This window comes from Nostoc sp. UIC 10607, assembly GCF_047228265.1.
Lineage (GTDB): Bacteria > Cyanobacteriota > Cyanobacteriia > Cyanobacteriales > Nostocaceae > Nostoc > Nostoc foliaceum_A.
In genome coordinates, this window is the sequence record NZ_JBIQNW010000011.1 from 100,396 (window position 1) to 122,475 (window position 22,080).

The following is a 22,080-nucleotide window of genomic DNA, read 5'->3' on the forward strand; positions in this document are numbered from 1 at the left end:
TCTGCCGCCCGCCAACGGGTGGAGTCATTCACAGTAGTTGATTGCAGCAGTTGCACCAAGGCGGCGATCGCAATTTCATTGCCAGTGCCGATTCCCCCTAACCTAGATGCTGCCTGCCAACGGGTGTAGTCATCCACAGTAGTTGATTGCAGCAGTTGCACCAAGGCGGCGATCGCAAATTCATTGCCTGTACCGATTTCCCCTAAGCTATCTGCTGCCAGCCTACGGGTGAAGTCATCCAGATGAGTTGATTGCAGCAGTTGCACTAAGGCGGAGATCGCAAATTCATTGCCTGTACCGATTTCCCCTAAGATAAATGCTACCTCTCCACGGATGTGGTCATTTACATCTTTTGATTGCAGCAGTTCTACCAAGGCAGCGATCGCTTTTGTACGGTCTGTTTGTTGCAGTGCTGATCTAGCTTCATCCTTAATTGGATCGGCAAATGTTATCCACTTCTGTTTTTTAGTGTTGAAATAACCAAATCCCCATTTGATAATTTGCTTAACTATTTCACTTGCTCTAGAATCACCTCTAAACTCTGCAATTCCTGTCGCAGCTAAAAAATAGGTGCGATATTCATAAAATCCTTTATTTACATTTTCTCTATTACCCTTACCACATCCATCTTTAAAGTTGACCAAAGCATCAATAAATTGTTCCTTTTTATCTTTGAGGTTTTCTTCTTCTCGACCTAACCAAAGTAATATTGTTTGCTTCCATTGCGGTTCAAAGATGCGATAAGTTCCTTGACTGGGATTTTTCGGAACGTGGTTGAGAAAGAAATGCCAGTCATCAATTGCTTTAGCAGCAAAGTACTCTTGAAATGAGGCATGAAAGAAAGCGTAAACAGGTTTTCTATTCGTATCTATCCCGACACAGTTTAGCCAGCCGCGATTTAGTGCCAATTTCAGCAGCGAATTTTCATCATCAGCATCACCCAAAAACTGAGTAACAGAATCCTGTCGCAAGCGAAAACGGGTTTCTTCTTTATCTAATATTGCTGCTTTAGCTAATTCTCCCAGTTTGACATTAAGTTGCTGACGCTGTTTAGAGTTTGTTACAAATTCGGCTTTTTTCCAATTGTCGAAGTCATCAACAAATTGCTGATAGAGTCCCGCTTGAGTATCGGGTAATTTACCATCTCCCGATTGCCAATTTAAACACAGCAGCGTCAACCGCAAAGGATTTTTCACTAAATCTTGAATCCGTTCTTTACCTGGTTCTTTTAACGCAGTACATAACTGCTTTGCAGTTTCGGGAATAGCAGCGAACCATTTGTGAATAAATTTCTCTACCTGTTCTGGATAAGAAAAATCTAAACTGCGATATGTATCAAAATCATCAAGTGCATTAATGCTGCCATCCCACAAATTAACCCGACAGGTCAGCACAATTCGCACTTGAGAAATTAATCCCCCTTCACGAAATTGTCGTGCAATCTCCGTTAGAGAATTAGATGCAGACATTTCATCTAACCCATCTAACAACAGCCACACATTATTTTGATTAAACAGAGCAACAAAATCATCCTTCAGTTGCTTAGTGGCTTCAGCTTTACCTATTTTCTCAGCCACCTGAGTTAACCAAGTTTCAAACAGATAAGATTTTAGTTCCTGACCTCGCAAATCTGCTAAAGATACCCAAATGACAATCGACTGGTGAATCTCACGAGATACCCAATCAGCAATCTGTTGTAACAGTGTTGTCTTTCCTGCTCCTGGTTCGCCAATAATCGCAATTCGCTTACCTTGACTTTTAGGCGTGTTCTTCTGTTTGAGAACTTCTTCAAGAAAAACATCATGCTCAAACGTTTTGGTGATTTCTGTCTCCTTGTATAGTTCTGAACCCTGTTCTGGAGAAATATCACCTTGAGGCTTGGATGGTTTTTTGCGCTCAACTAATCCCAGTGGCACATAAACATCATCAACTTGCAGGTTAACGCCTTCAGTTGATGTCAGAGGATTTGTAGTTAGCTTTCGCCGTTCTACCAGAATTTCACGGCAGATTTTACGCCACTCATCGGGAGTTAACTTTGTCCCATCCTCCCCTGGGGACGACTGTAGTCAAAACGTTTGGTTAATAGTCTGATTATTAACTGTGCCTTGATTTACAACCCCAATTTTTTCTGCTAGCTGCGTCAGATTTTGAATGGTTGGCTGTTGAGACTTGAGGGTATTTTCGATTTCTTGAATTTTTTGAGTGAGTTTTGGTTCTGCTTTTGCTGCTGCTTCCACTTCCACAACTGCTTGAGCAATTTCTGAGTCTGCATCTGCTGCGGCTTTCAGTTCCAGCACTGCTTGACCATAATCTAAACGCTGCGGTTCATTTGCTTCTACAGCACTGGTGAGTAATGGCGATTTATTCTTCTGGCGGAGCTTTTCTATTAACTTGCCACCTAGCGTCCATGTAGCATCACCAATATTTTCGCCGATTTTCTCTTGGGCTTTAGTCCAAAGTGTAGTTGCGATCGCAGTAGCAACAGCCGTCAGTGTTACAGTCACCATAAATTCACTACAAATTGAGTTGATGTAGAGATTATTTGAATTGACACAAATAGTATCACGAAAAAGCTAGGCGATTAATTATTAGTGATATCAATCAATACAGTTCAGATAAAACCAAAACAATTGTAGAGACGGCGATTTATCGCGTCTCAAAAACCCAAATTTTTGCCAGTAGCCTTTAACCCAAGCGTATTGTGATATAAATCAGTCTTATAACCCGCGCAGGTGGGTTTTGTCTGTGTAGCCGCGACTTCTAGTCGCCAGGATACTAATATCAATTCAATTAATGATTGCAACATATCCTTGGGTAAAGACGCGATGAATCGCGTCTCTACAAATGGTCTGTTTGTCGCATTCTTGTTTCAAATTTGTATAAAAAGGTGCGTTAGCCTTTGGCATAACGCACCCTACGAAAATATATGCAACCTAGTTATGAATTATTAATTGGAAGCTGCTTTTTGCGCTACAGTGCGAATTATCTCCTCTAGCGTTTGAAGTAATTCTTGCTCGTTATAAGGTTTAGAAAAGTAAGCCCGCGCCCCTAATTGCATAGCGAGTTGTCGATGTTTATTGCTACTACGAGAAGTCAGCATTGCAACTGGAATATTTTTTGTATCAACATCTGAATTTACCTTACCTAAAAAGCCATAACCATCAAGGCGAGGCATTTCAATATCACAAATTACTGCTTCAACTCTCAATCCACTATGGAGTTTTTCTAAAGCATCTTGACCATCTTTAGCTTGTTCTACTTGATATCCTCCTTTTTCAAGGGTCAGAGCTAAAAAGCGGCGAACATTAATTGAATCATCTACGATTAAAATTGTGCCTTTCTGCTTAACAGATGCTGCTGATATTTTCTCTTCATCAAATATGAGGAACGGTGTCTTTAACCTTGCTGATGGTAATTGAGTACCTCTGGGAGTCCGCCGATTTGTAGCAATCCAATACAGCAACTCATTGACATTAACTAGTGGCACTACTCGGCCATCACCGAGAATTGTGCAGTTGCTGAAGCCTTCAGGTAAAGGTATATTTCCCTCGACTTGGCGAATAGCAACTTCCTGTTCACCCCAGCAACGGTCTATTTGGATAGCTACTGGCTGATTATTACCTTTGACTACTAACACGCTGTTAGCATTAATTGCGGCTGGAGTCTCCAACTCTGGGCTATCGTAGCGCAGGCAATTAAACTCTAAGTAGCGAGTCAGGCGAATCAGTGGCAGCATGGTTCCTTGCCAATTTAGAACTTCGCTACCTGCCATTTGGAAAACTCGCTCGTCTTGGAGTAAAGATATTTCTGAAATCACATCTGTGGGAAATGCCAATAGGATTTTGTTGATTTCTACCAGCAGAACTCGCGCAACGGAAAGTGTAAATGGAACTGATAGGGTGAAGGTAGTACCAACCCCTGGTTCCGTATCAACTTTGACATCTCCTCGAATTAGTTTGAGGTTGTTGCGAACCACATCCATACCGACACCGCGACCAGATAATGCTGTCACTTGCTCAGAGGTAGTAAAACCTGGTTCAAAAATTAGTGATAACAGTTCTTCATCACTAGCATTAGCGAGTAGAGAAGCATCTAATCCCATAGCTAGAGCGCGGGTGCGAATTTTCTCCAGAGAAATGCCCCAACCATCATCACGGATAGTAATCAGGGTACGATTACTGCGGTGAGTAGCTGTAATTTCAATCAATCCTTGTTCTGGCTTACCCAGAAGGCGGCGGGTGGCAGAGTCTTCAATACCATGATCAAAGGCGTTCCTTAATAGGTGCATTAAAGGTTCGTTTAATGCTTCTAAAATGCTGCGTTCAATTAAAGTGTTGCCACCTTCAATTTTTAACTGGACATTTTTCCCATACTCTACATTTAAATCGCGCAAAGCTCTAGGAAAACGTTCAACTAAATCGGACAGCGGCCGCATCCTGATATGATTTAGTTTTGTCTGTAACTGTTTCGATGTTTTGTTTAGTTTACGAGCAATTTGGTCTGTATCATCTACACTGAGTTGTACATCAGTTGTAACTTCCTGTACCTGAACAATGGTTTCCATAACTTCCTGCGATCGCAGGTTTAAATCGTTATAGCGATCCATCTCTAAGGCATCAAATTCCCTTTCTGTACCTTGTGTTTGGTGGCTATTTTTATCTTGCACCCGCACTTCAGTAGACATGGAAGCTTGAGTGGAAATTTTGTCGTAGACTATACGTAATTCCTGGTTTTCGCGGTCGAGAACTTGGACTCGTTGGTTAAGGTTACGAACGAGTTTGCGTAATCTTTCTAGTTGGGAGTTTAACCCATTCCGCTGAACAATTAGTTCACCAAATAAATCATTAATTTGCTCTAATTGTTTGCTAGGAACTCGAACGCTATTTTCATGAATTTCCCTCTCTTTAGCAACGCCATTTTGTTCTCCTTTGCCTTCACCAAATCTGGCATCTGGAGAATTATTTTCTTTAGCAAATATTGTATTGTGCTCGGTGACATTTACAGCATTTACGTCATCGGCAAATTCTGCATCCACAAATGTAAAATTAGCCGCGATACCTGCGGTGGGCTGCACTAACGCTTCATCATTAGTCCAATTTTCCCTAGTGTTTTCTGGTTGCCAAACAGATGTTGACACTGCTTCTGTGTCTGTGGCGATAAACTGTGGTATTACTTCTGCTGGTAATAGTAGCTGGGATTGCGTATAACTACCAAAATCAAGTTCTGTAGGCAAGTTATCTAATTGATTCGTCAGCACCAAAGCTTGCGATCGCCGCCATGCTTGCAATGCTAACTGGGCAATTTCGGGAATGCGCGAGCTAGTAACAGTTTCCAATTGCTGTGTTACTGACTCACAAAGCTTGGTAAAAGCTGCCAACTGGAGCATTTCCCCTAAACCACCCAATTCAGCTGCCATGATCACAACTTCTTCATGCAAACCGGACTGTTCGCTATCTGCCAATACAGATTCTAGACGCTGTAAACACTCTTCTACTTCTGTGCCAAATAGCAAGGGGATAACGTCTTGGCCATCTTCTGGGGATAGCATAGTTGAGGCATCCTCAGGGGTGGGGTCACCCAAGCGATCGTGTAACTCATCAAAAATTGGGTAACAGAAGGTTGCTAACCACGCATCTTCAACAACATTTCCTTCTGCAAGCAATTCTACAATTTGACGCAGCCAGTCAACTCCAGATAGCAATAAACTTTGCAACTGAGTATCAATTTCTAAAGAATTTTTTTTAGTTTTTAAAACTTTAAAGGAATCTTCCAGACGGTGAGATAAATCACTTAGCGATCTAAATCCCATCATCCCCGCACCACCTTTGATAGAATGGGTGGCGCGGAGTGCAGCATTGATTTTATCTAAATCGATGCGGTTAGTAGTATCGATTTCCAACAATACCGATTCTAAGGTATTCAAGTATTCAGTTGCTTCTTCCAGAAACTGCATCTGGATTTCTAGTTCTTTGTCTTGTAACATGGTTTTTGTTAATAGTCATTTGTCATTTGTCATTTGTCATTTGTCAGTAGTAAGTAGTGAAAAACAAACAACTGACAGATGACCACTAACTAACTTTGAAAGCCTCGACAGTCTCTTGCAACTGCTGGGAAATCTCCACAGTTTGTTGCAGAGATTCAGAAACTTGGCGAGAAGAATCGCTAGTGCGTTGTGATATGGCAGCGATATCTTTCATTAATTGGCTAACACTTTGTGATGTTTCAACTTGAGATGCAGTTGCAGTAGAAATTGACTGCACCAAGGAGTCAATTTGAGATGATACATCCAAAATTTGACTCAGACTTTGTTTAGCCTCCTCCACAATTCGAGTCCCTTCTACCACTTGGGTGGTTCCTATTTCCATTGCTTGCACTACTTCACTGGTTTCGCGTTGGATATTTTCAACAATTTGTTCAATTTCTTGGGTTGCTGCGGCACTCCTGACTGCTAGTTCGCCGACTTCTTCAGCCACTACGGCAAAACCTTGACCTTCTTCACCCGCACGCGCTGCTTCAATACCGGCGTTAATCGCAAGCAAGTTAGTTTGAATAGCGATTTGGTTAATCAAGGAAACCACGCGAGAAATTTGTTGCGAAGATTCTCCCAAACGTTTCACTTTCTTAGCAGTTTCACCAACGGTTTCCCGCAAAGACAGGATATTTTGTACTGTCAAATCCATCGCGTATCCACTCTTGGTGGCGGTGTGAGCAGCATTGTTGGCAATGAAAGCAGCTTTTTCGGCGCTTTCGGCTACGGCTTTCATAGATTGGGTCATTTGGTCAACAGCATCGAGGGTGCGGTTGATTTCGGCAGCTTGGGTGAGTGCTTCTTCTGCTAGGTGGCGAATGGCTCCTTCGTTAGAGCCAATGGCACTATTCACATGGATAGCAGCTTGTTTAACTTGGGTAACAATATCTCTGAGGCTTTCCACAATGGAGTTGAAAAAGTCGGCAACAGTACCTATTTCCCCAGCGGTTACGTCTGCACGCACTGTCAAGTCGCCTCTGGCTGCACCTTCTACGTCGTTGAGTAGTTGTAAAAGTTGTTGTTGCAGTGTTTCTTTTTCTTGCTGTTCTTCATCTGAACCTGTTACGGCAACATTCCTAGATTGCTCTATCTCCTCTAATAACTTGGCTTGTTCTAAGGCATAGCCAACTTGAGTTGCTATCTGTTGAAACAAGTCAATTTCCGGCTGTTGCCAAACACGAGGAGTTTCGCAATGATGAGCAATTAATAAGCCTAAAAGTTGCTCTTGGGCAAGAATCGGTACGATCAAATTACCTTTGACAGCAAATTTTTCCAAAAGTTGGATGTAACCGTTGGCATTTTTCAGGCTTTGGTCTTGATGAATGTTGGCAACTGCTTGCACCTGTCCATCGTGATAAGCTTCTACATAACGTTCCCGAAAATAGGGGTCGTTAATTTGCACTCCGAGCATTTCCGGCCAATTACCAGTTACCGATTCAGCAACGACAACGCCATCCCAAGTATCTGGATTCAGACTATAAATGATTACCCGGTCTGTTTTTAGCACTCGGTGAACTTCTTTCACTGCTGCGTGATAAATATCTTCAGTTTTGAGAATTTTCCGAATTCGTAGGGTAATGTCTGCTAGTAATTTTGCCCCTTCAACGTCTACTTCTTGTTCCTTAACTAAGACCTGCAATTGTTCGGCCATCTGGTTGATATTTGCACTCAATAACCCTAATTCGTCTTCTCTTTCGATTTCCAGACGGGTATTGAATTTACCTTGACCAAGCTTTGCTAATGCCGCAGTCGCATTGAGAATTGGCTGTGTAGTAAGTTTAGCTAACCGAGATGCGATCGCAGCTACAATCAATGCTGTCACTGCTGTGCCGATGGCTATAATCCACAATAATTGTCTTTGCGGCTCAAATACAGTTGCTGTGTCTGTGGATAAAAGTACCTGCCAGTTTAAATCTGGTAAGCCGTCTAGCGTACTAGCTGGGACGTAGCTGACTAGTTCTTGTTTTTTATAAATTTTGGGAACTTCTATAAAACTATTTGGCTTTTTAGCTGCAAGCAGTTTGGGTAAACTAGAATACTCTTCCTTTGCCTCTTTCCCCAATAATTCCTTTTGTGGACTCAAGAAAACTGTTCCCGAAGCATCGAGCAAATGGTATTGTTGCCCATTGGCTACATAGTTTTTGACTACTTCCTCTAAAGATTTTACGGGCATACGCGCTCTTAGCACACCAATAGTTTGGCCCGTCCTTGTCTCTTTCACAGGTGCAGCTATATAAATACTCACTACACCAGTATTTTTTGCTGCTTCTGGCTTACTGATAACAGGAGTATCTTTTTGCAAAGCGTCTTGAAAATAAGTACGGTCTTTTTGGTTGTCTAGTGGTTCGCCTGTGGACTGCACAATCAAGTTACCTTGGCGATCAAAAACAGCAACACTGTCATAAGCTTTGTAGGCTTCGACAACTCGATCTAGAACTGCTTGTTTTTGCTGAGTAGTAATACTGACACTAGCTTGGGGACTTGTCAAAAATAGCAAGTTTGATATTACCTGAATATCTGCATAGCGTCCCAGCATGAAGCGGTTAACTTTATCACTTAAATCAATGGCTTCGGCTTGTTGAGATTGAGTAATTTGCTTAGTAATCGATTTATTGGCAAAACTAAAAGCGATCGCGCCGATGCCCAATACTGGTATTGTACCGATTGCGATCGCTAAAATAGTCGCTTTCTTAACCAATCCCAGCCTTGTAAAAGATCCAATGGCCTGATTTAGGGAAGAATTATTAGCCGTTTCACTAGTAGCCTTAGTTGGTAGCTTTACTACGCTACCAGTAATTTTTTGGGATGAAATCAGGGATGCTCGATTTTGAGCACCACTCCCTTGATTCGTGTTGGTTTTATTAAACATAAAAGTAGTTCTCCTAACTATGTGAATAAGAACACTAAAAATCCTTTTTTTAGTAATAGACCCTAATCACTGCGGAGAATAGAAGACTGTACAATTGCTTGTGCATCTAATACCAGTAATATTTCTTCTTGTTGCACAACGCAGCCACATAAATAAGGAACTAAACTGGATGCCACTTGTCCTATAGGAGAATGAATATCATCAGCGATGAATTTAGTTGTACCTTTTATTTCTTGGACAACTAAGCCCAACACCAACGATTCCACTTGAATAATGATCGCATTGTACTGCCGCAGTCGATAATCTATAGATTCTAAATTGAGCATTCTTGGCAAATCAACTACCCAAATTATCCGACTGCGCCAATTCATTAATCCTAATATGCAGGAGGGCATATTGGGCATTGAGGTGATAGATTCAACAGGTACAAGAATTGCCTCTTGCGTATGTTTCATTGATAAAACAGCAGCAGTCTGTTGATTTAGCTGAAACTTCAGATAACCGTCTGCTAAGTTATTTTGGGTTGGTTTTGAAGGAAGTGTAATGTTGTTACTAGTCATTGATTCAAATTACCACTGATTTAATAGTACGTAGGAGATGTTCGCGGGTGTAAGGTTTAGTTATATAGGCATCTGCACCTTGTCTCATCGCCCATAAACGATCAATTTCTTGATTTTTGGAACTACAAACTACAATCGGCACTTTTGCAGTAATCGGATTTCTTCTCAAAGAACGACATAATTCAAATCCACTCATTTCTGGCATGACTACATCAGTAACGATCGCATCTGGTTTTTCTAACACAGCTTTTTCTAAACCCTCTTTCGCACCACTTGCTTTAATTACGTTATAACCACTCTCTTTGAGATAATGGCTCATTAATTCCAATTCACTGGGAGAATCTTCTACAATCAGAATCGTGCCAAGCAAAGTCAGGCTCACTATTAAATCTCCTAAAAAAATAAATTAAACATATTTTGTTATTTTTATTTGCCTTGTTTAAATCAACCAAGATGCTTAAAAACCATTTTTAGCAATTCTGATTGGGTGAAAGGCTTAGTCAAATATCCTGATGACCTGACCATTTTAGCCTTTGCTCTGTCGATAAATCCTGTTCTACCAGTCACCATAATGATCGGTGTATTTTTAAAAGCTGAATGTTTCCGTAATAAGGAACATAGTTCGTAACCATCTAAACTTGGCATTTCAACATCTAGCAAAATCAGATCGGGCTTACTCCGAAGAATTTGCATTAAAGCTTTTACTGGATCGTTGATCATTACAACAGAAAATGTGTTTTCATCCAGAAAGTGTTTGATGGAATTCAAAACTGTTTGGCTATCATCAATGCAGGCAATTGTATATAGTTTTTTGCTAACAGTTGGCTGAGTAGTTTTATTATTCTCAGAAATATCAAAATTGATTGGTATCGGCAACTTTTGCCCAAGTTTTATTTGCAGTTGTGGCTGAACTTGAGACGGTTGTGTTTTAGACAAAACTTGGGAACTCCCACCAGCCGGTATTGATGACTGGATATTTTGCCGATTTCGTAACTGCTTTTGACAGTGTTCAACAAGTAACCGCAAATCCAGGCGGCAGAATTTTGGTAGTTTATCCAAAGAGCTTTCCGGGCTGAATTCATAGCTACCTTCTTTTAAACACAGAAATGATTCCAGTACTTCTTTTGCCAATTCGTCTATCAGGCTTCCTGCTTGTACAGAAGTAATATAATCCTGATTTACTAACCAACAAATAGCTTGGTAATCTGCATTTGGTATTGATTGATGTTCATTCTTCGTCTCAAACATCAGCCGCATCTGCACGCGAGTGGCGCTGTTGAGAGCAGGAATTTGCTGGCTCAAGCGTCGCAAGTGACTGTCAAGCCGCTCAAACAGTTTATCTGAATAGGAGGCATAAGTAAGTTTACCGTCCTCTAGATAAATTGACCAAGAAACTATTCCAGTAAATATGTTTAAGCACCCTGTAGCACGCCGACTGGTTAATTGTGCCAACAGAGATAGCGGATGTAGTTTTTGGAACAACCTGTAGCTACCTATAGGAGTTGTGCTCATTTTGCTTTTACTTCAGCTAAATTCGATACGTGTAAGCTAATTTCATACAAAGTGATTTCACAATTGAAATCAGGTAAAAAATATTAAACTTTTGTATGTTTAAGTACATCAGTTTATATCTAGGGTTTGTGTTCAAACTCAACGAAAACAGCGTTATTTTCAAAGATCAAATCTCAGTAAATTCGTAAATTATTATTAATTTACTTCCTGTTACTGAGATTTACAGACATCTTCGGAGAATAAGACATAAAAATGTCAAGACTAGATGAAGCCACTTTCCATTGAGTAACCCCAATCTGACCACAGGAATAATACTGATTTTGTAAATAGTAATATATTTGAACTTCTGTATTTACACTTAAGTAAAACCCAGTCTTTAACCAACTAAGGACTATAATGAAGCCACTTTGCATTGAGTAACTTCAAGTTGACCACAGCAATAATACTGATTTATTGATAATAATAAATTAATTTTTTAATATTCACCAAGGCGGCGGGAAGCCCACTTCTTCTCTACGAGATGCTGTGCAAACAAAGGGTGTTCGGGATAGCCGCCCCGCCGTTAACTGTTGACTGATGACTGTTAACTGTCAACCGTCATCAGTTATCAGTATGCACGTGTTATCCCATCCCCTTTTAGAGGTGGGATGAGCTTAAACTTAAAAATGTGGATTAAAGAGAATGTAAAAGTTATTTTTTTAGCGACAGCATAAGGCACCAAAAGCACTTGGAATGGTACGTTATACTCCTAATGCACCCTACCTACGAAAATTGTAGATTATTAAATCCACGTTCTTTATATTTGAAACTATACTGGCTAAACATATTTTTATTTAGCAGGACTTACGCATTTAAAACCTGAAACTTCGTTCTCGTAGCGCACTCCTCCTTAAAAAGAGGATCTTTTATACGTAAGTCTTAATTTAGGTAAAATTTAAATAGGCTGGTAACTATCCTTGAAGTTTTAACTCAAGTTTCATTACCAGCCTAGATAAGGCAATTCAATTTATTAAGAGTGCGGATGAAAGGACTTGAACCTTCACTCCTTTCGGAACTAGAACCTAAATCTAGCGCGTCTGCCAATTCCGCCACATCCGCATCAGTTTACTATCATACCACAAGAAATTATTTATGGGAATAGAGAATGAGGGACAAGGGAAAAATTAATTTCCTATGCCCCATACCCAATTACATAACTGCAACACGAGGCAGACGATGCTTAAACCCACAGAGAATTTCCCAGGAAATAGTGTTTAGTTGTTCTGCCCAATCGTCCGCTGAAATTTGTTCTTTTCCCTGTTCCCCTAGTAAGGTTACTACTTCCCCTTCTTGGATATTGGGTATAGCACTCACATCCAGCATCAATTGATCCATTGTAATTGTCCCGATTTGCGAAACCCGCTGACCGCGAATTAACGCCTGCATTTTGTTCGAAAGATTACGAGGCACACCGTCAGCATAGCCAATTCCCACGACAGCGAGGCGAAGTTCACGCGGGGCAATAAATTTATGACCGTAGCTGACAGCAGTTCCTGGGGCAATTGTTTTGACTTGGGTGACTCGCGCTTTAAGTTGCAAAACGGGCTTGAGGTCGATCGCATTTTGTAAATGCGGGGCTGGGTAAAGTCCGTAAACAGCTAAACCTACTCGCACAATGTCGTAGTGCAATGCCGAATCTGTTAGTGCAGCCGCTGAGTTTGCCAAATGCAAGCAGGGCGGTTCAATTCCCATTGCTTTGATTTGAGCGATCGCTTCCTCAAATCGTTTATGCTGTTCTTCCATTACCGTCGGATCAGGATCATCTGCTGTTGCCAAATGAGAATAAATACTGGCAATAGAAAGATGTGGTAACCGCTGCACTAATTGCACAAATTCGCCAGCTTGCCGCCAATCGGTTCCCAACCTAGACATTCCCGTGTCTAATTTGATGTGTACGGGCACTGGAGAACCATGATTAATGGATTCTAGGATATCGGAAAATACCAAAGCTTGTTTAGGGCTACAGAGTGTAGGCTGAAGTTTCCAATGTGCGATCGCATGAATCTGCTCTGGTGTATGAGTTGCCCCTAAAATCAAAATGGGTGCCTGAATCCCGCCTTCTCGCAATTGAATTGCTTCTGGTACTGTAGCCACTCCCAGCCAACTAGCTCCCGATTGAATTACAGTTTGGGCGACTGTTACCGCTCCATGTCCATACGCATCGGCTTTTACTACTGCCATCAACTGGGTACCTGGCGATAAAAACTGTACCAATTGCTGTATATTGTACGACAACGCCCCTAAATCAATTTCTACCCAAGCTCGTTGCGAAAACCACGCGTAGGGGTCGCACTGCTGATTAGGAACTACACCAGGGATTTGTTTGCGACTTAACATTTGTACTGACTCCTATCCCACCACGGCTAAACTTCCAAGTTATCTATCTATACACGCTCATAAAAGCGAGATCAGATTTAAATAGGAAGTTTACCCTTCATATTAGAATTGATACAAGATATTGCGATAGTAAAGTAAAAGTTAAAAGTTGTGAATTTAGAAGTTTAAACTTATAACTTAATTTCCGAATTCTCTCGAAAGTATAATTTATTCTCATCACCCTAACAGGGTAGATTTGTGTTAATATATGTAAAACTTAGTGTAAAACTAATACCCTGAGCGCAGATAAATGGGGAAGGTTTTAGTCTTAAACGCCTCTTACGAACCTCTCAATATAACGAGTTGGCGTCGTGCTGTGGTTTTGTTAATTAAGGGCAAAGCGGAACACGTGGAACACAACGGTAAATTCCTATACTCGGATTTTCCGTTGCCGACCGTAATCCGGTTACGTCATTACGTGCGTGTTCCTTATAAAGAAATTCCTCTGACTCGTCGGAATATATTGCACCGTGATGGTCATGCCTGTCAATACTGTGGTTACACAGGGGATGAGTTGACTCTAGACCATGTAATACCGCGATCGCGCGGCGGGGGCGATAGCTGGGAGAATATTGTGACCGCTTGTGTCCGTTGCAATGTCAAAAAAGGCAGTCGCACTCCCCACGAAGCTCATATGCCTTTGCGTCATCCCCCACGCCAACCTTATAGCAGCCTCTATTTTGAAGTCAGCAAACATCTTAAGAGTGGACTGCACACAGAGTGGCAAAAATATGTTATAGGTCTTTGAGCAAAAAAGCAGAGGAGCAAAGGGGAAAGAAAAAATAACCTCTTGCTTTGGGACATAACCAATAACTTTAGTTATGGAGCGTTTAAAAATTGTCGGCTATATGGCTTGCAACGAAGGCGAGTGCGTCTCGTAGACAGGCACAATCCGTCAATGCTCAATGCTTCTACATTAGTGTATGGGTTTCCCCCTTGCTCCTCATCTTTTCTGGCTTCTGCCTTCTTCCACTAGGCTCGCTCTAAATTATCAGAATTTTCAGAATTTTCAAAGGGGATACTAAACACGCGTTATTCATCAAAAATAATTATTAATTGCTCAATAGTCACAATGATGAGAATATTAAGCATAAGAATATTTCAAATATCAAGGACTAATTCTAAAGTATAAAATAAAAAATATACCCTAAGCAAGATAAAAATTCAGTTGATTCAATTAAAGGAAGAGAAAAAAGCTCCTAAAAGAAATTTATGCTGTCAGATACAGCCCGATATACTAAACTTCTTTGCCTCCAGCACCTATACGCACTCTCATGGAATTTAGTTTATTGTTGAGCGCTGTTACTGACAAAAAATATACTTAGATGTATAGTGCAATGTCTTGAAATTTTTGCGAAGATCAGAATAATGTGGCTAAATTCAGTGAATTGCTGATCGTAGTATTTCTGAATTAAAGGAGCCTCACACTTTAAAAAAGTTCCCTATGTACTTGAATTCGCCCGTTACTCAGTTTGAGAGTTTGTCATTGACCACAGAGCCAAACCCAGAGGAACCTGAAATCGAGAAAGCGCCAGTGGAAGTTGCATTTAAGAGTCCGTCATTACCGCCATCGGTAGGTGATGGGGCTATATATCTCAGTCAGCGTGGTAATTCGCTGGCACAACAGAAGTCAGAAGAACTGCAAAAAACTCTTTTGGCACATCGGCACGATCGCCAACTGGTAATTCTGCAAGATTTTCCTGACCCTGATGCCCTTTCCTGTGCTTGGACTTATCAGTTAATCGCCCAGCAATATGATATCAAATGTGAAATAATTTATGCTGGTGCGTTGAGCCATCAAGAAAATATTGCTTTGGTAAGGCTAACTAACTTACCAATCCAACGTTGGACACCGCAAACGTTGAAAACCAAAGATTTGTCATCTTATCAAGGTTTTGTACTAATTGATAACCAGGGAACCACTTCACAGCTACTGTCAGCGGTGCAGCAGGCTGGAATTCCCCTAGTGGTACTAGTTGATCATCACAGTATACAAGGTGATCTCCACTCAGAGTTTGAAGATATCCGCCCTTATGTAAGAGCAACAGCAACAATTTTTACTCAGTACCTCCAGACGGGATTACTGGCATTAGATACCAGCATAAATCAACACGTCAAATGCGCCACTGCCTTGATGCACGGCTTGCGATCTGATACAAATCGGCTCATGCAAGCGCAAGAAGAAGACTTTATGGCAGCGGCGTATTTAAGCCGATTTTATGATGCTCAACTGCTAAACGCCATTTTACAGGCGAACCGTTCCAAGCGGGTAATGGATGTGATCGAGCGATCGCTAAAAAATCGCATCGTCCAAAATAACTTTTCCATTGCTGGTGTTGGTTACTTACGTTACGATGACCGCGATGCCATTCCTCAAGCGGCTGATTTTCTCGTCACTGAAGAAAACGTCCACACCGCCGTAGTTTATGGCATTGTTCACGATGAAGACGATGAACTAGAAATAGTCATCGGCTCCTTGAGAACCACCAAACTCACCCTTGATCCTGATGAATTCATCAAAGAAGCCTTTGGACAAGATAGTGCAGGGCGCTTTTTCGGCGGTGGAAGAACAAGCGCAGGCGGCTTTGAAATTCCGATGGGCTTCTTATCTGGCAGCAACGAAAATTCCGCCTATGCGAAAATGAAATGGGAAGTATTCGATGCTCAAATTAAACAAAAACTGCTGAGGTTGGTTAATCCCAGAGATAACCCGATTCAGTCGGAGTAGAAAGAGATTAAGGAGATGGGGAAAACTCCTAACTCATGCAGCAGTCAAAATGTTTGGTCAGATAGCATCCCTAAGTCATTTGTGATAAACATATTTCCCGACTTTTGAGAAAAGTCGGGAATTTTGATTTTTTCACAGAGGCTGAACTGATTGAGGATGTAGTTCATGCTTAATGTTAAGTAGGTAGGCACAAATAAAATTAAATCGCACCTACCTATTTTATTTGCTAAAAACAAGCGTCATAAAGTCTATAGAATTGCAAAGGTTACAAACTCTGTATGAGCAAGATTTTTGTGCATGGGTAGAGCAGACAGCAGAGCTTTTGCGATGTCTACAACAGGCTACGCCTACGCACCACTGGGACACGCTGGATTTAGAACACTTAATTGAGGAAGTGGTGGAATTGGGTAAGAGTCAACAGCGTGCCTTGCAGAGTGCGTTGAGGTTATGCATACCTTATTTGACTTAAATCTCATTGCCATTAATCCAAAAACAATGATGGTTCATATTTCCCCTATTCTTAAAATCACTGAGTATCGAATACTTGAGGGGATCAAGTTACGAGTTCCAGAAGAAAAAATTTGCCATCCCAAACAGGAGTATTTGAAACAGAGGTTTGATCAGTGTAAATGGTGTCCTGCTGTTGAATAATTCAAAATCATCTTCATTTTTTGTTCAGAGGTATCAAAAATGATGCAGTAAGAGTTATCGAAACTTCGCGTTATACCGGACAAATGGGAGATTAATGAATACGTAGTAATAATGATTAAGATTAGGATAGGTTAATTAACACCACACGTAAATCCTAACTAAGCACGGGCTATGCCCTGCTACGCTAATAAAACTAAAAGTATGGAATTGTATTTAATTCGTCATGGCATCGCCGAAGACAAGGGATTAGGCATCAAGGATGAGGAGCGCAGCCTTACCAAAGAAGGAAGGCAAAAAACGGAGAAAGTTGCTCAGAAAATTGTTAAATTGGGTTTAAGCTTTGATTTGATTCTCACCAGCCCCTTAGTGCGGGCCCGCCAAACGGCTGATATCCTCATATCAGAAAAACTAAGCTCCCAGTTAGAGGAATCTAGCCACCTCGCCCATGATGGTCAAATTTCTAGTTGGCTAAAAGACTGGTTAGAGCCAAGAAATTATTCCCAAAATACCCAACTGGCGCTGGTTGGACACGAACCTGATTTGACCAATTGGGCAGAAATTCTCCTATGGGGAGAAGTCAAAGAAAGCTTAGTCTTGAAAAAAGCAGGTATGATTGGGATAAAACTACCAGAAACAGGTTCTCCTCTGGGTCGTAGTCAGATGTTTTGGTTGACACCACCCAAGTACCTGCTATAACAGTTTTTCAACATTTTCTATTGTTGTTAGAACGGCTACTGTTATGGCGACAATAAATTTCTGGTAAGTTAGCTTGATCAGATATTTCACAAAGCGAATGGTGTTGCCATGATGGTGTGCGAATACAAGCCTGGTTTAGAAGGCATTCCCGCCGCTCAATCAAGTATCAGCTATGTTGATGGGCAAAAGGGAATACTAGAATATCGTGGCATCCGGATTGAAGAATTAGCAGAAAAAAGTACATTCCTAGAAACTGCTTATCTCTTAATCTGGGGCGAACTGCCAAGCAAGGAAGAACTGGAAACATTTGAGCATGAAGTTCGTTACCACAGGCGGATAAAATACCGCATTCGGGACATGATGAAATGCTTTCCAGAGAGCGGTCACCCAATGGATGCGCTGCAAGCCTCTGCTGCTGCTTTAGGCTTGTTTTATTCGCTCCGGGATTTACATAATCCTGCTTACATTCGAGATTCGGTGGTGCGCCTGATAGCAACCATTCCCACGATGGTGGCGGCGTTCCAACTGATGCGAAAAGGCAATGACCCGGTGCGTCCTCGTGATGACTTAGACTACTCCGCCAACTTTTTATACATGCTCAATGAGCAAGAACCCGATCCTCTGATGGCGCGGATTTTTGATATCTGCTTGATACTTCAGGTTGAGCATACAATGAATGCTTCCACATTCAGTGCCAGGGTAACAGCTTCCACCTTGACTGATCCTTACGCTGTGGTTGCTAGTGCCGTGGGAACCTTGGGAGGGCCCCTGCATGGTGGAGCCAATGAAGAAGTAATTCAGATGTTGGAAAAAATTGGCACTGTGGAAAATGTCCGTCCCTACATAGAGCATTGTCTGCAAACTAAATCTAAGATTATGGGCTTTGGACATCGTGTGTATAAAGTGAAAGATCCACGAGCCATAATTTTACAAGGACTAGCAGAGCAACTGTTTGAAAAGTTTGGCTATGACAAATTCTATGACGTTGCTCAAGAAATGGAACGAGTGGTAGGAGAAAAACTCGGTAGCAAAGGGATTTATCCCAATATTGACTTTTACTCAGGTTTGGTGTATAGGAAGATGGGTATTCCCACAGACTTGTTTACGCCAATATTTGCGATCGCTCGCGTTGCCGGTTGGCTAGCCCACTGGAAAGAACAACTAGCAGAAAACCGGATTTTCCGTCCCACCCAGGTTTACAACGGTCGGCACGAAGTTACTTATACCCCCATTGAACAACGTTAACTGGCAGTCAAGCAATTTTGGATTTTAGATTTTGGATTCTTTTTCTTAGTGAAAACAAGGTGCTTTTACCAAAAAATCTCAAATCGACAGTCTAAAATTACTAAGTCATGTCAGTCCCCAGTTCTGGGGAAGCAGAAAATTTCACAAAGCAGACAACCGTTGCCAAAAGGGAAGCGGAGTATTTGTGTTGTCGTGCCGGGGGACAAGGAGGACAAAGTAAAATTTTCTCCCTTGTTTTCCCCTGCTCCCCAAATTCTGAGGATTTATTAGCCAATCTCAATGCCAACCATAAGTAGAAGTTCTCATCTCGCTTCAGAGGGCTAAAACCATCCAAGGATATACTAGGCATGGGAATTAGCAACAAATCTTCAATCAAGCGTCATCTGGGCAAAAATTAAAAATAGGTGAATTTACAGGTATTAATTCAACTAATAGTTGTAACTCACCATGACTCGATGTCTTAAAGAGCGGAAACATGAACTCAGGAATTGACCTCCAAGGAACTTTTATTGAATCCCTCCGGGATTTAGGTATACCAGCAGGAACAGCCAAAGCGATTTGGATGCCACTGCCAATGATACTGATGCTGATTGGGGCAACAGTGGGGGTATTAGTCGCTACTTGGCTAGAACGAAAAATTTCCGCCGCTGCACAGCAGCGAATTGGACCAGAATACCAGGGTCCTTTTGGGTTACTAGTACCTGTAGCGGATGGATTGAAGTTGGTATTTAAAGAAGATATAGTACCAGCCAAATCTGACCCTTGGCTGTTTACCCTTGGCCCAATTATTGTTGTGATTCCGGTGTTTCTGTCATTCCTGATCGTCCCTTTTGGGCAGAACATCGTAATTAGCAATGTGGGCATGGGCGTATTCTTGTGGATTGCCTTGTCAAGCATTCAACCGATTGGTTTGTTAATGGCTGGCTACGCATCTAATAACAAATACTCCCTCTTAGGGGGGTTGCGGGCAGCAGCGCAATCTATTAGTTATGAAATTCCTTTGGCGTTAGCGGTGTTAGCGATCGCTATGATGTCTAACAGCCTCGACACCGTTGATATTGTCAATCAACAGTCTGGCTACGGCATCCTGGGCTGGAACATTTGGCGACAACCAATTGGTTTCCTGATCTTTTGGATAGCCGCCCTAGCTGAATGCGAACGATTACCCTTTGACTTACCAGAAGCGGAAGAAGAAATCGTCGCAGGCTATCAAACTGAATACTCAGGGATGAAATTCGGTCTTTTCTACCTGGGTTCTTACGTTAACTTGATCCTTTCTTCCCTATTAGTAGCAATTCTCTACCTGGGCGGTTGGGACTTTCCCATTCCCCTCAACCTCATCGCTGGTTGGCTGGGAGTCAGTGAACTAAATCCCGTGTTCCAGATAGTAACTGCTGCTTTGGGGATCACGATGACCGTGTTTAAAGCCTATTTACTAGTGTTTGTCGCCATCCTGTTGCGCTGGACAGTGCCACGGGTAAGGATTGACCAATTGTTAGATTTAGGATGGAAGTTTTTGTTGCCAGTTGGTTTGGTTAATCTCCTATTAACTGCCGCCCTTAAACTAGCCTTTCCCTTCGCCTTCGGCGGGTAATGAGAGAGTTAAGAGTTAGGAGTTATAAGTTATGAGTTATGAGTTTTTAATTAACTCCTCATTCCTCACTCCTAACTCCTCACTCCTAACTCCTCACTCCTAACTTTTATCCCCTTAAAAGAGAGACAAAAAATGCTAAAGTTCCTGAAACAAGTTGGTGATTACGCCAAAGAAACGGTACAAGCTGCGCGTTACATTGGTCAGGGACTTTCTGTTACCTTCGATCATATGCGGCGGCGTCCGATTACCGTACAGTACCCTTACGAGAAACTGATTCCTGGCGAACGGTTTCGCGGTAGGATTCACTTTGAATTTGATAAGTGCATTGCCTGTGAAGTTTGTGTTCGCGTTTGTCCGATTAACCTGCCTGTAGTAGATTGGGAATTCGACAAAGCCAGCAAAAAGAAAAAACTCAATCACTACAGCATTGACTTTGGGGTTTGTATTTTTTGCGGTAACTGCGTGGAATTTTGCCCAACTAATTGTCTATCTATGACAGAAGAGTATGAGCTTTCCACTTACGATCGCCATGAATTGAACTATGACAGCGTGGCGTTAGGTCGTCTGCCCTACAAGGTAACAGATGATCCAATGGTTACACCACTACGCGAACTAGTTTACCTACCCAAGGGCGTCCTCGAACCACACGGACTGCCCGCAGATGCGCCACGTGCGGGTGCGCGTCCAGAAGACCTAGTAGAACAAACAGAAAAATAAATGTCATTTGTCATTTGTCCTTTCCTAATGACGAATGACCAATGACCAATGACTAATCCAATGACTAAGGACAAAAAACAGTGAATCTAGCAGAAGGAGTACAGTTTGTATCGCTTGGCATATTGGGTGTGATGATGATTGGGGCAGCTATTGGTGTGGTGCTGTTCTCCAACATTGTCTATTCAGCATTTATGCTAGGCGGCGTGTTCATCAGCATAGCGGGAATCTACCTGTTGCTAAATGCTGATTTTGTTGCAGCTGCACAAATACTGATTTACGTTGGGGCGGTTAACGTATTGATTTTGTTTGCCATTATGTTGGTGAACAAGCGGGAGAGTTTTGTAGCATTTCCCAACTCTTGGGTGCGGAAATTACTGACTGGTTTAGTCAGTGTAGGATTGTTTGGGCTTTTAAGCACAATGGTTCTGGCTACTCCTTGGGCCTACTCAACTCCTCCTATGGCGGGTGGTGAAAGTTCTATCATTTTAATTGGAGAACATTTCTTCACTGACTTTTTACTACCCTTTGAATTGGCTTCCATTTTGCTGCTGATAGCAATGGTAGGAGCAATTATTTTGGCACGCCGCGAGTATTTGCCAGACCTATTGACACCATCCAAACTGGGGCAAACTGTTTTGACTTTGCAAGAACGCCCCAGAGAACTGGTATCAACAACCAGCGAAACAAAAGAGTAATATTTACTACTCAGGTCGTAAATAAATAGCCAGATTTTTCAGGAGGGATATTCAGATTCATGCAACTCCAGTACTTTCTATTACTAGCAGCAGCTTTATTCTGTATCGGCATCTACGGTTTAATTACCAGCCGCAACGCTGTGCGGGTGCTGATGTCAATTGAGTTACTGCTCAATGCTGTTAATCTGAATTTAATGGCATTTTCCAACTTCCTCGACTCAACATTAATTAAGGGTCAGGTTTTCACAGTATTTGTGATTACCGTGGCCGCAGCCGAGGCGGCGGTGGGTTTAGCGATCGTGCTTGCCATTTATCGCAACCGCGATACCGTCGATATGGAGCAGTTTAATCTCCTGAAGTGGTAATTGTG

General features: G+C 41.9%; 17 protein-coding genes and 1 tRNA gene. 9 read left to right on the forward strand and 9 right to left on the reverse strand.

All coding sequences use genetic code 11. The features are described 5' to 3' along the window. The 9 genes from ACEYW6_RS13190 to alr form a co-directional block, all read right to left on the reverse strand. On the reverse strand, window positions 1-1,916 hold a 1,916-nt coding region (locus ACEYW6_RS13190; protein WP_412980040.1), incomplete at its 3' end, for a HEAT repeat domain-containing protein. Window positions 1,917-2,066: 150 nt separating this feature from the next. Next, complete coding sequence (locus ACEYW6_RS13195) at window positions 2,067-2,507, reverse strand: hypothetical protein (protein WP_412980041.1); 441 nt, start codon at window positions 2,505-2,507, stop codon at window positions 2,067-2,069. 440 nt (window positions 2,508-2,947) lie between these two features. Then, window positions 2,948-5,983 carry a response regulator gene (locus tag ACEYW6_RS13200; protein ID WP_412980042.1) on the reverse strand — a complete coding sequence of 1,012 codons (3,036 nt, stop codon included), beginning with the start codon at window positions 5,981-5,983 and terminating at the stop codon, window positions 2,948-2,950. A gap of 85 nt (window positions 5,984-6,068) precedes the next feature. Beyond that, window positions 6,069-8,897: a methyl-accepting chemotaxis protein gene (locus ACEYW6_RS13205; protein WP_412980043.1), complete on the reverse strand. Its 2,829-nt coding sequence runs from the start codon at window positions 8,895-8,897 to the stop codon at window positions 6,069-6,071. Between the two features lie 62 nt (window positions 8,898-8,959). Continuing rightward, entirely contained in the window at window positions 8,960-9,457 is a 498-nt protein-coding gene (locus ACEYW6_RS13210) for a chemotaxis protein CheW (protein ID WP_412980044.1), read from the reverse strand. Between the two features lie 4 nt (window positions 9,458-9,461). Beyond that, entirely contained in the window at window positions 9,462-9,839 is a 378-nt protein-coding gene (locus tag ACEYW6_RS13215) for a response regulator transcription factor (RefSeq protein ID WP_069071198.1), read from the reverse strand. Window positions 9,840-9,901: 62 nt separating this feature from the next. Further along, the gene (locus ACEYW6_RS13220) at window positions 9,902-10,969 is read right to left on the reverse strand and encodes a response regulator (protein WP_190890187.1); all 1,068 of its coding nucleotides are present in this window, start codon (window positions 10,967-10,969) and stop codon (window positions 9,902-9,904) included. 1,016 nt (window positions 10,970-11,985) lie between these two features. After that, window positions 11,986-12,067: transfer RNA gene (locus ACEYW6_RS13225), tRNA-Leu, on the reverse strand. A 90-nt stretch (window positions 12,068-12,157) separates the two neighbouring features. Then, entirely contained in the window at window positions 12,158-13,345 is a 1,188-nt protein-coding gene (gene alr, locus ACEYW6_RS13230) for an alanine racemase (RefSeq protein ID WP_412980045.1), read from the reverse strand. A gap of 289 nt (window positions 13,346-13,634) precedes the next feature. Between alr and ACEYW6_RS13235 the strand changes: the two genes are divergently transcribed. The 9 genes from ACEYW6_RS13235 (at window position 13,635) to nuoK (ending at window position 22,075) form a co-directional block, all read left to right on the forward strand. Then, entirely contained in the window at window positions 13,635-14,132 is a 498-nt protein-coding gene (locus tag ACEYW6_RS13235; RefSeq protein WP_190890185.1) for an HNH endonuclease, read from the forward strand. 696 nt (window positions 14,133-14,828) lie between these two features. Beyond that, window positions 14,829-16,112: a DHH family phosphoesterase gene (locus ACEYW6_RS13240; RefSeq protein ID WP_190890184.1), complete on the forward strand. Its 1,284-nt coding sequence runs from the start codon at window positions 14,829-14,831 to the stop codon at window positions 16,110-16,112. A gap of 256 nt (window positions 16,113-16,368) precedes the next feature. After that, a complete protein-coding gene (locus tag ACEYW6_RS13245; RefSeq protein ID WP_412980046.1) occupies window positions 16,369-16,581 on the forward strand; it encodes a DUF29 family protein in 213 nt (70 codons plus the stop codon). 383 nt (window positions 16,582-16,964) lie between these two features. After that, on the forward strand, window positions 16,965-17,459 hold the full coding sequence (sixA, locus tag ACEYW6_RS13250; protein ID WP_196510432.1) for a phosphohistidine phosphatase SixA: 495 nt from the start codon (window positions 16,965-16,967) through the stop codon (window positions 17,457-17,459). A gap of 108 nt (window positions 17,460-17,567) precedes the next feature. Continuing rightward, a complete protein-coding gene (locus ACEYW6_RS13255) occupies window positions 17,568-18,704 on the forward strand; it encodes a citrate synthase (RefSeq protein ID WP_190890182.1) in 1,137 nt (378 codons plus the stop codon). Between the two features lie 475 nt (window positions 18,705-19,179). Next, window positions 19,180-20,298 carry an NADH-quinone oxidoreductase subunit NuoH gene (gene nuoH / locus ACEYW6_RS13260; RefSeq protein WP_190890177.1) on the forward strand — a complete coding sequence of 373 codons (1,119 nt, stop codon included), beginning with the start codon at window positions 19,180-19,182 and terminating at the stop codon, window positions 20,296-20,298. Window positions 20,299-20,430: 132 nt separating this feature from the next. Next, window positions 20,431-21,015: an NAD(P)H-quinone oxidoreductase subunit I gene (ndhI, locus tag ACEYW6_RS13265; RefSeq protein ID WP_190890175.1), complete on the forward strand. Its 585-nt coding sequence runs from the start codon at window positions 20,431-20,433 to the stop codon at window positions 21,013-21,015. 80 nt (window positions 21,016-21,095) lie between these two features. Next, on the forward strand, window positions 21,096-21,710 hold the full coding sequence (locus ACEYW6_RS13270) for an NADH-quinone oxidoreductase subunit J (protein WP_412980047.1): 615 nt from the start codon (window positions 21,096-21,098) through the stop codon (window positions 21,708-21,710). Between the two features lie 59 nt (window positions 21,711-21,769). After that, complete coding sequence (gene nuoK, locus ACEYW6_RS13275) at window positions 21,770-22,075, forward strand: NADH-quinone oxidoreductase subunit NuoK (RefSeq protein WP_006199065.1); 306 nt, start codon at window positions 21,770-21,772, stop codon at window positions 22,073-22,075. The last annotated feature ends 5 nt before the right edge of the window (window positions 22,076-22,080 follow it).

Excerpts from the sequence above, each read along its gene's own strand:
- nuoH (WP_190890177.1), top strand. The coding sequence starts at position 19,180 with ATGAACTCAGGAATTGACCTCCAAGGAACTTTTATTGAATCCCTCCGG.
- sixA (WP_196510432.1), top strand. The coding sequence starts at position 16,965 with ATGGAATTGTATTTAATTCGTCATGGCATCGCCGAAGACAAGGGATTA.
- ACEYW6_RS13220 (WP_190890187.1), bottom strand. The coding sequence starts at position 10,969 with ATGAGCACAACTCCTATAGGTAGCTACAGGTTGTTCCAAAAACTACAT.
- alr (WP_412980045.1), bottom strand. The coding sequence starts at position 13,345 with ATGTTAAGTCGCAAACAAATCCCTGGTGTAGTTCCTAATCAGCAGTGC.
- ACEYW6_RS13255 (WP_190890182.1), top strand. The coding sequence starts at position 17,568 with ATGATGGTGTGCGAATACAAGCCTGGTTTAGAAGGCATTCCCGCCGCT.
- ndhI (WP_190890175.1), top strand. The coding sequence starts at position 20,431 with ATGCTAAAGTTCCTGAAACAAGTTGGTGATTACGCCAAAGAAACGGTA.
- ACEYW6_RS13240 (WP_190890184.1), top strand. The coding sequence starts at position 14,829 with ATGTACTTGAATTCGCCCGTTACTCAGTTTGAGAGTTTGTCATTGACC.
- ACEYW6_RS13205 (WP_412980043.1), bottom strand. The coding sequence starts at position 8,897 with ATGTTTAATAAAACCAACACGAATCAAGGGAGTGGTGCTCAAAATCGA.
- ACEYW6_RS13235 (WP_190890185.1), top strand. The coding sequence starts at position 13,635 with ATGGGGAAGGTTTTAGTCTTAAACGCCTCTTACGAACCTCTCAATATA.
- nuoK (WP_006199065.1), top strand. The coding sequence starts at position 21,770 with ATGCAACTCCAGTACTTTCTATTACTAGCAGCAGCTTTATTCTGTATC.
- ACEYW6_RS13210 (WP_412980044.1), bottom strand. The coding sequence starts at position 9,457 with ATGACTAGTAACAACATTACACTTCCTTCAAAACCAACCCAAAATAAC.
- ACEYW6_RS13200 (WP_412980042.1), bottom strand. The coding sequence starts at position 5,983 with ATGTTACAAGACAAAGAACTAGAAATCCAGATGCAGTTTCTGGAAGAA.
- ACEYW6_RS13195 (WP_412980041.1), bottom strand. The coding sequence starts at position 2,507 with ATGGTGACTGTAACACTGACGGCTGTTGCTACTGCGATCGCAACTACA.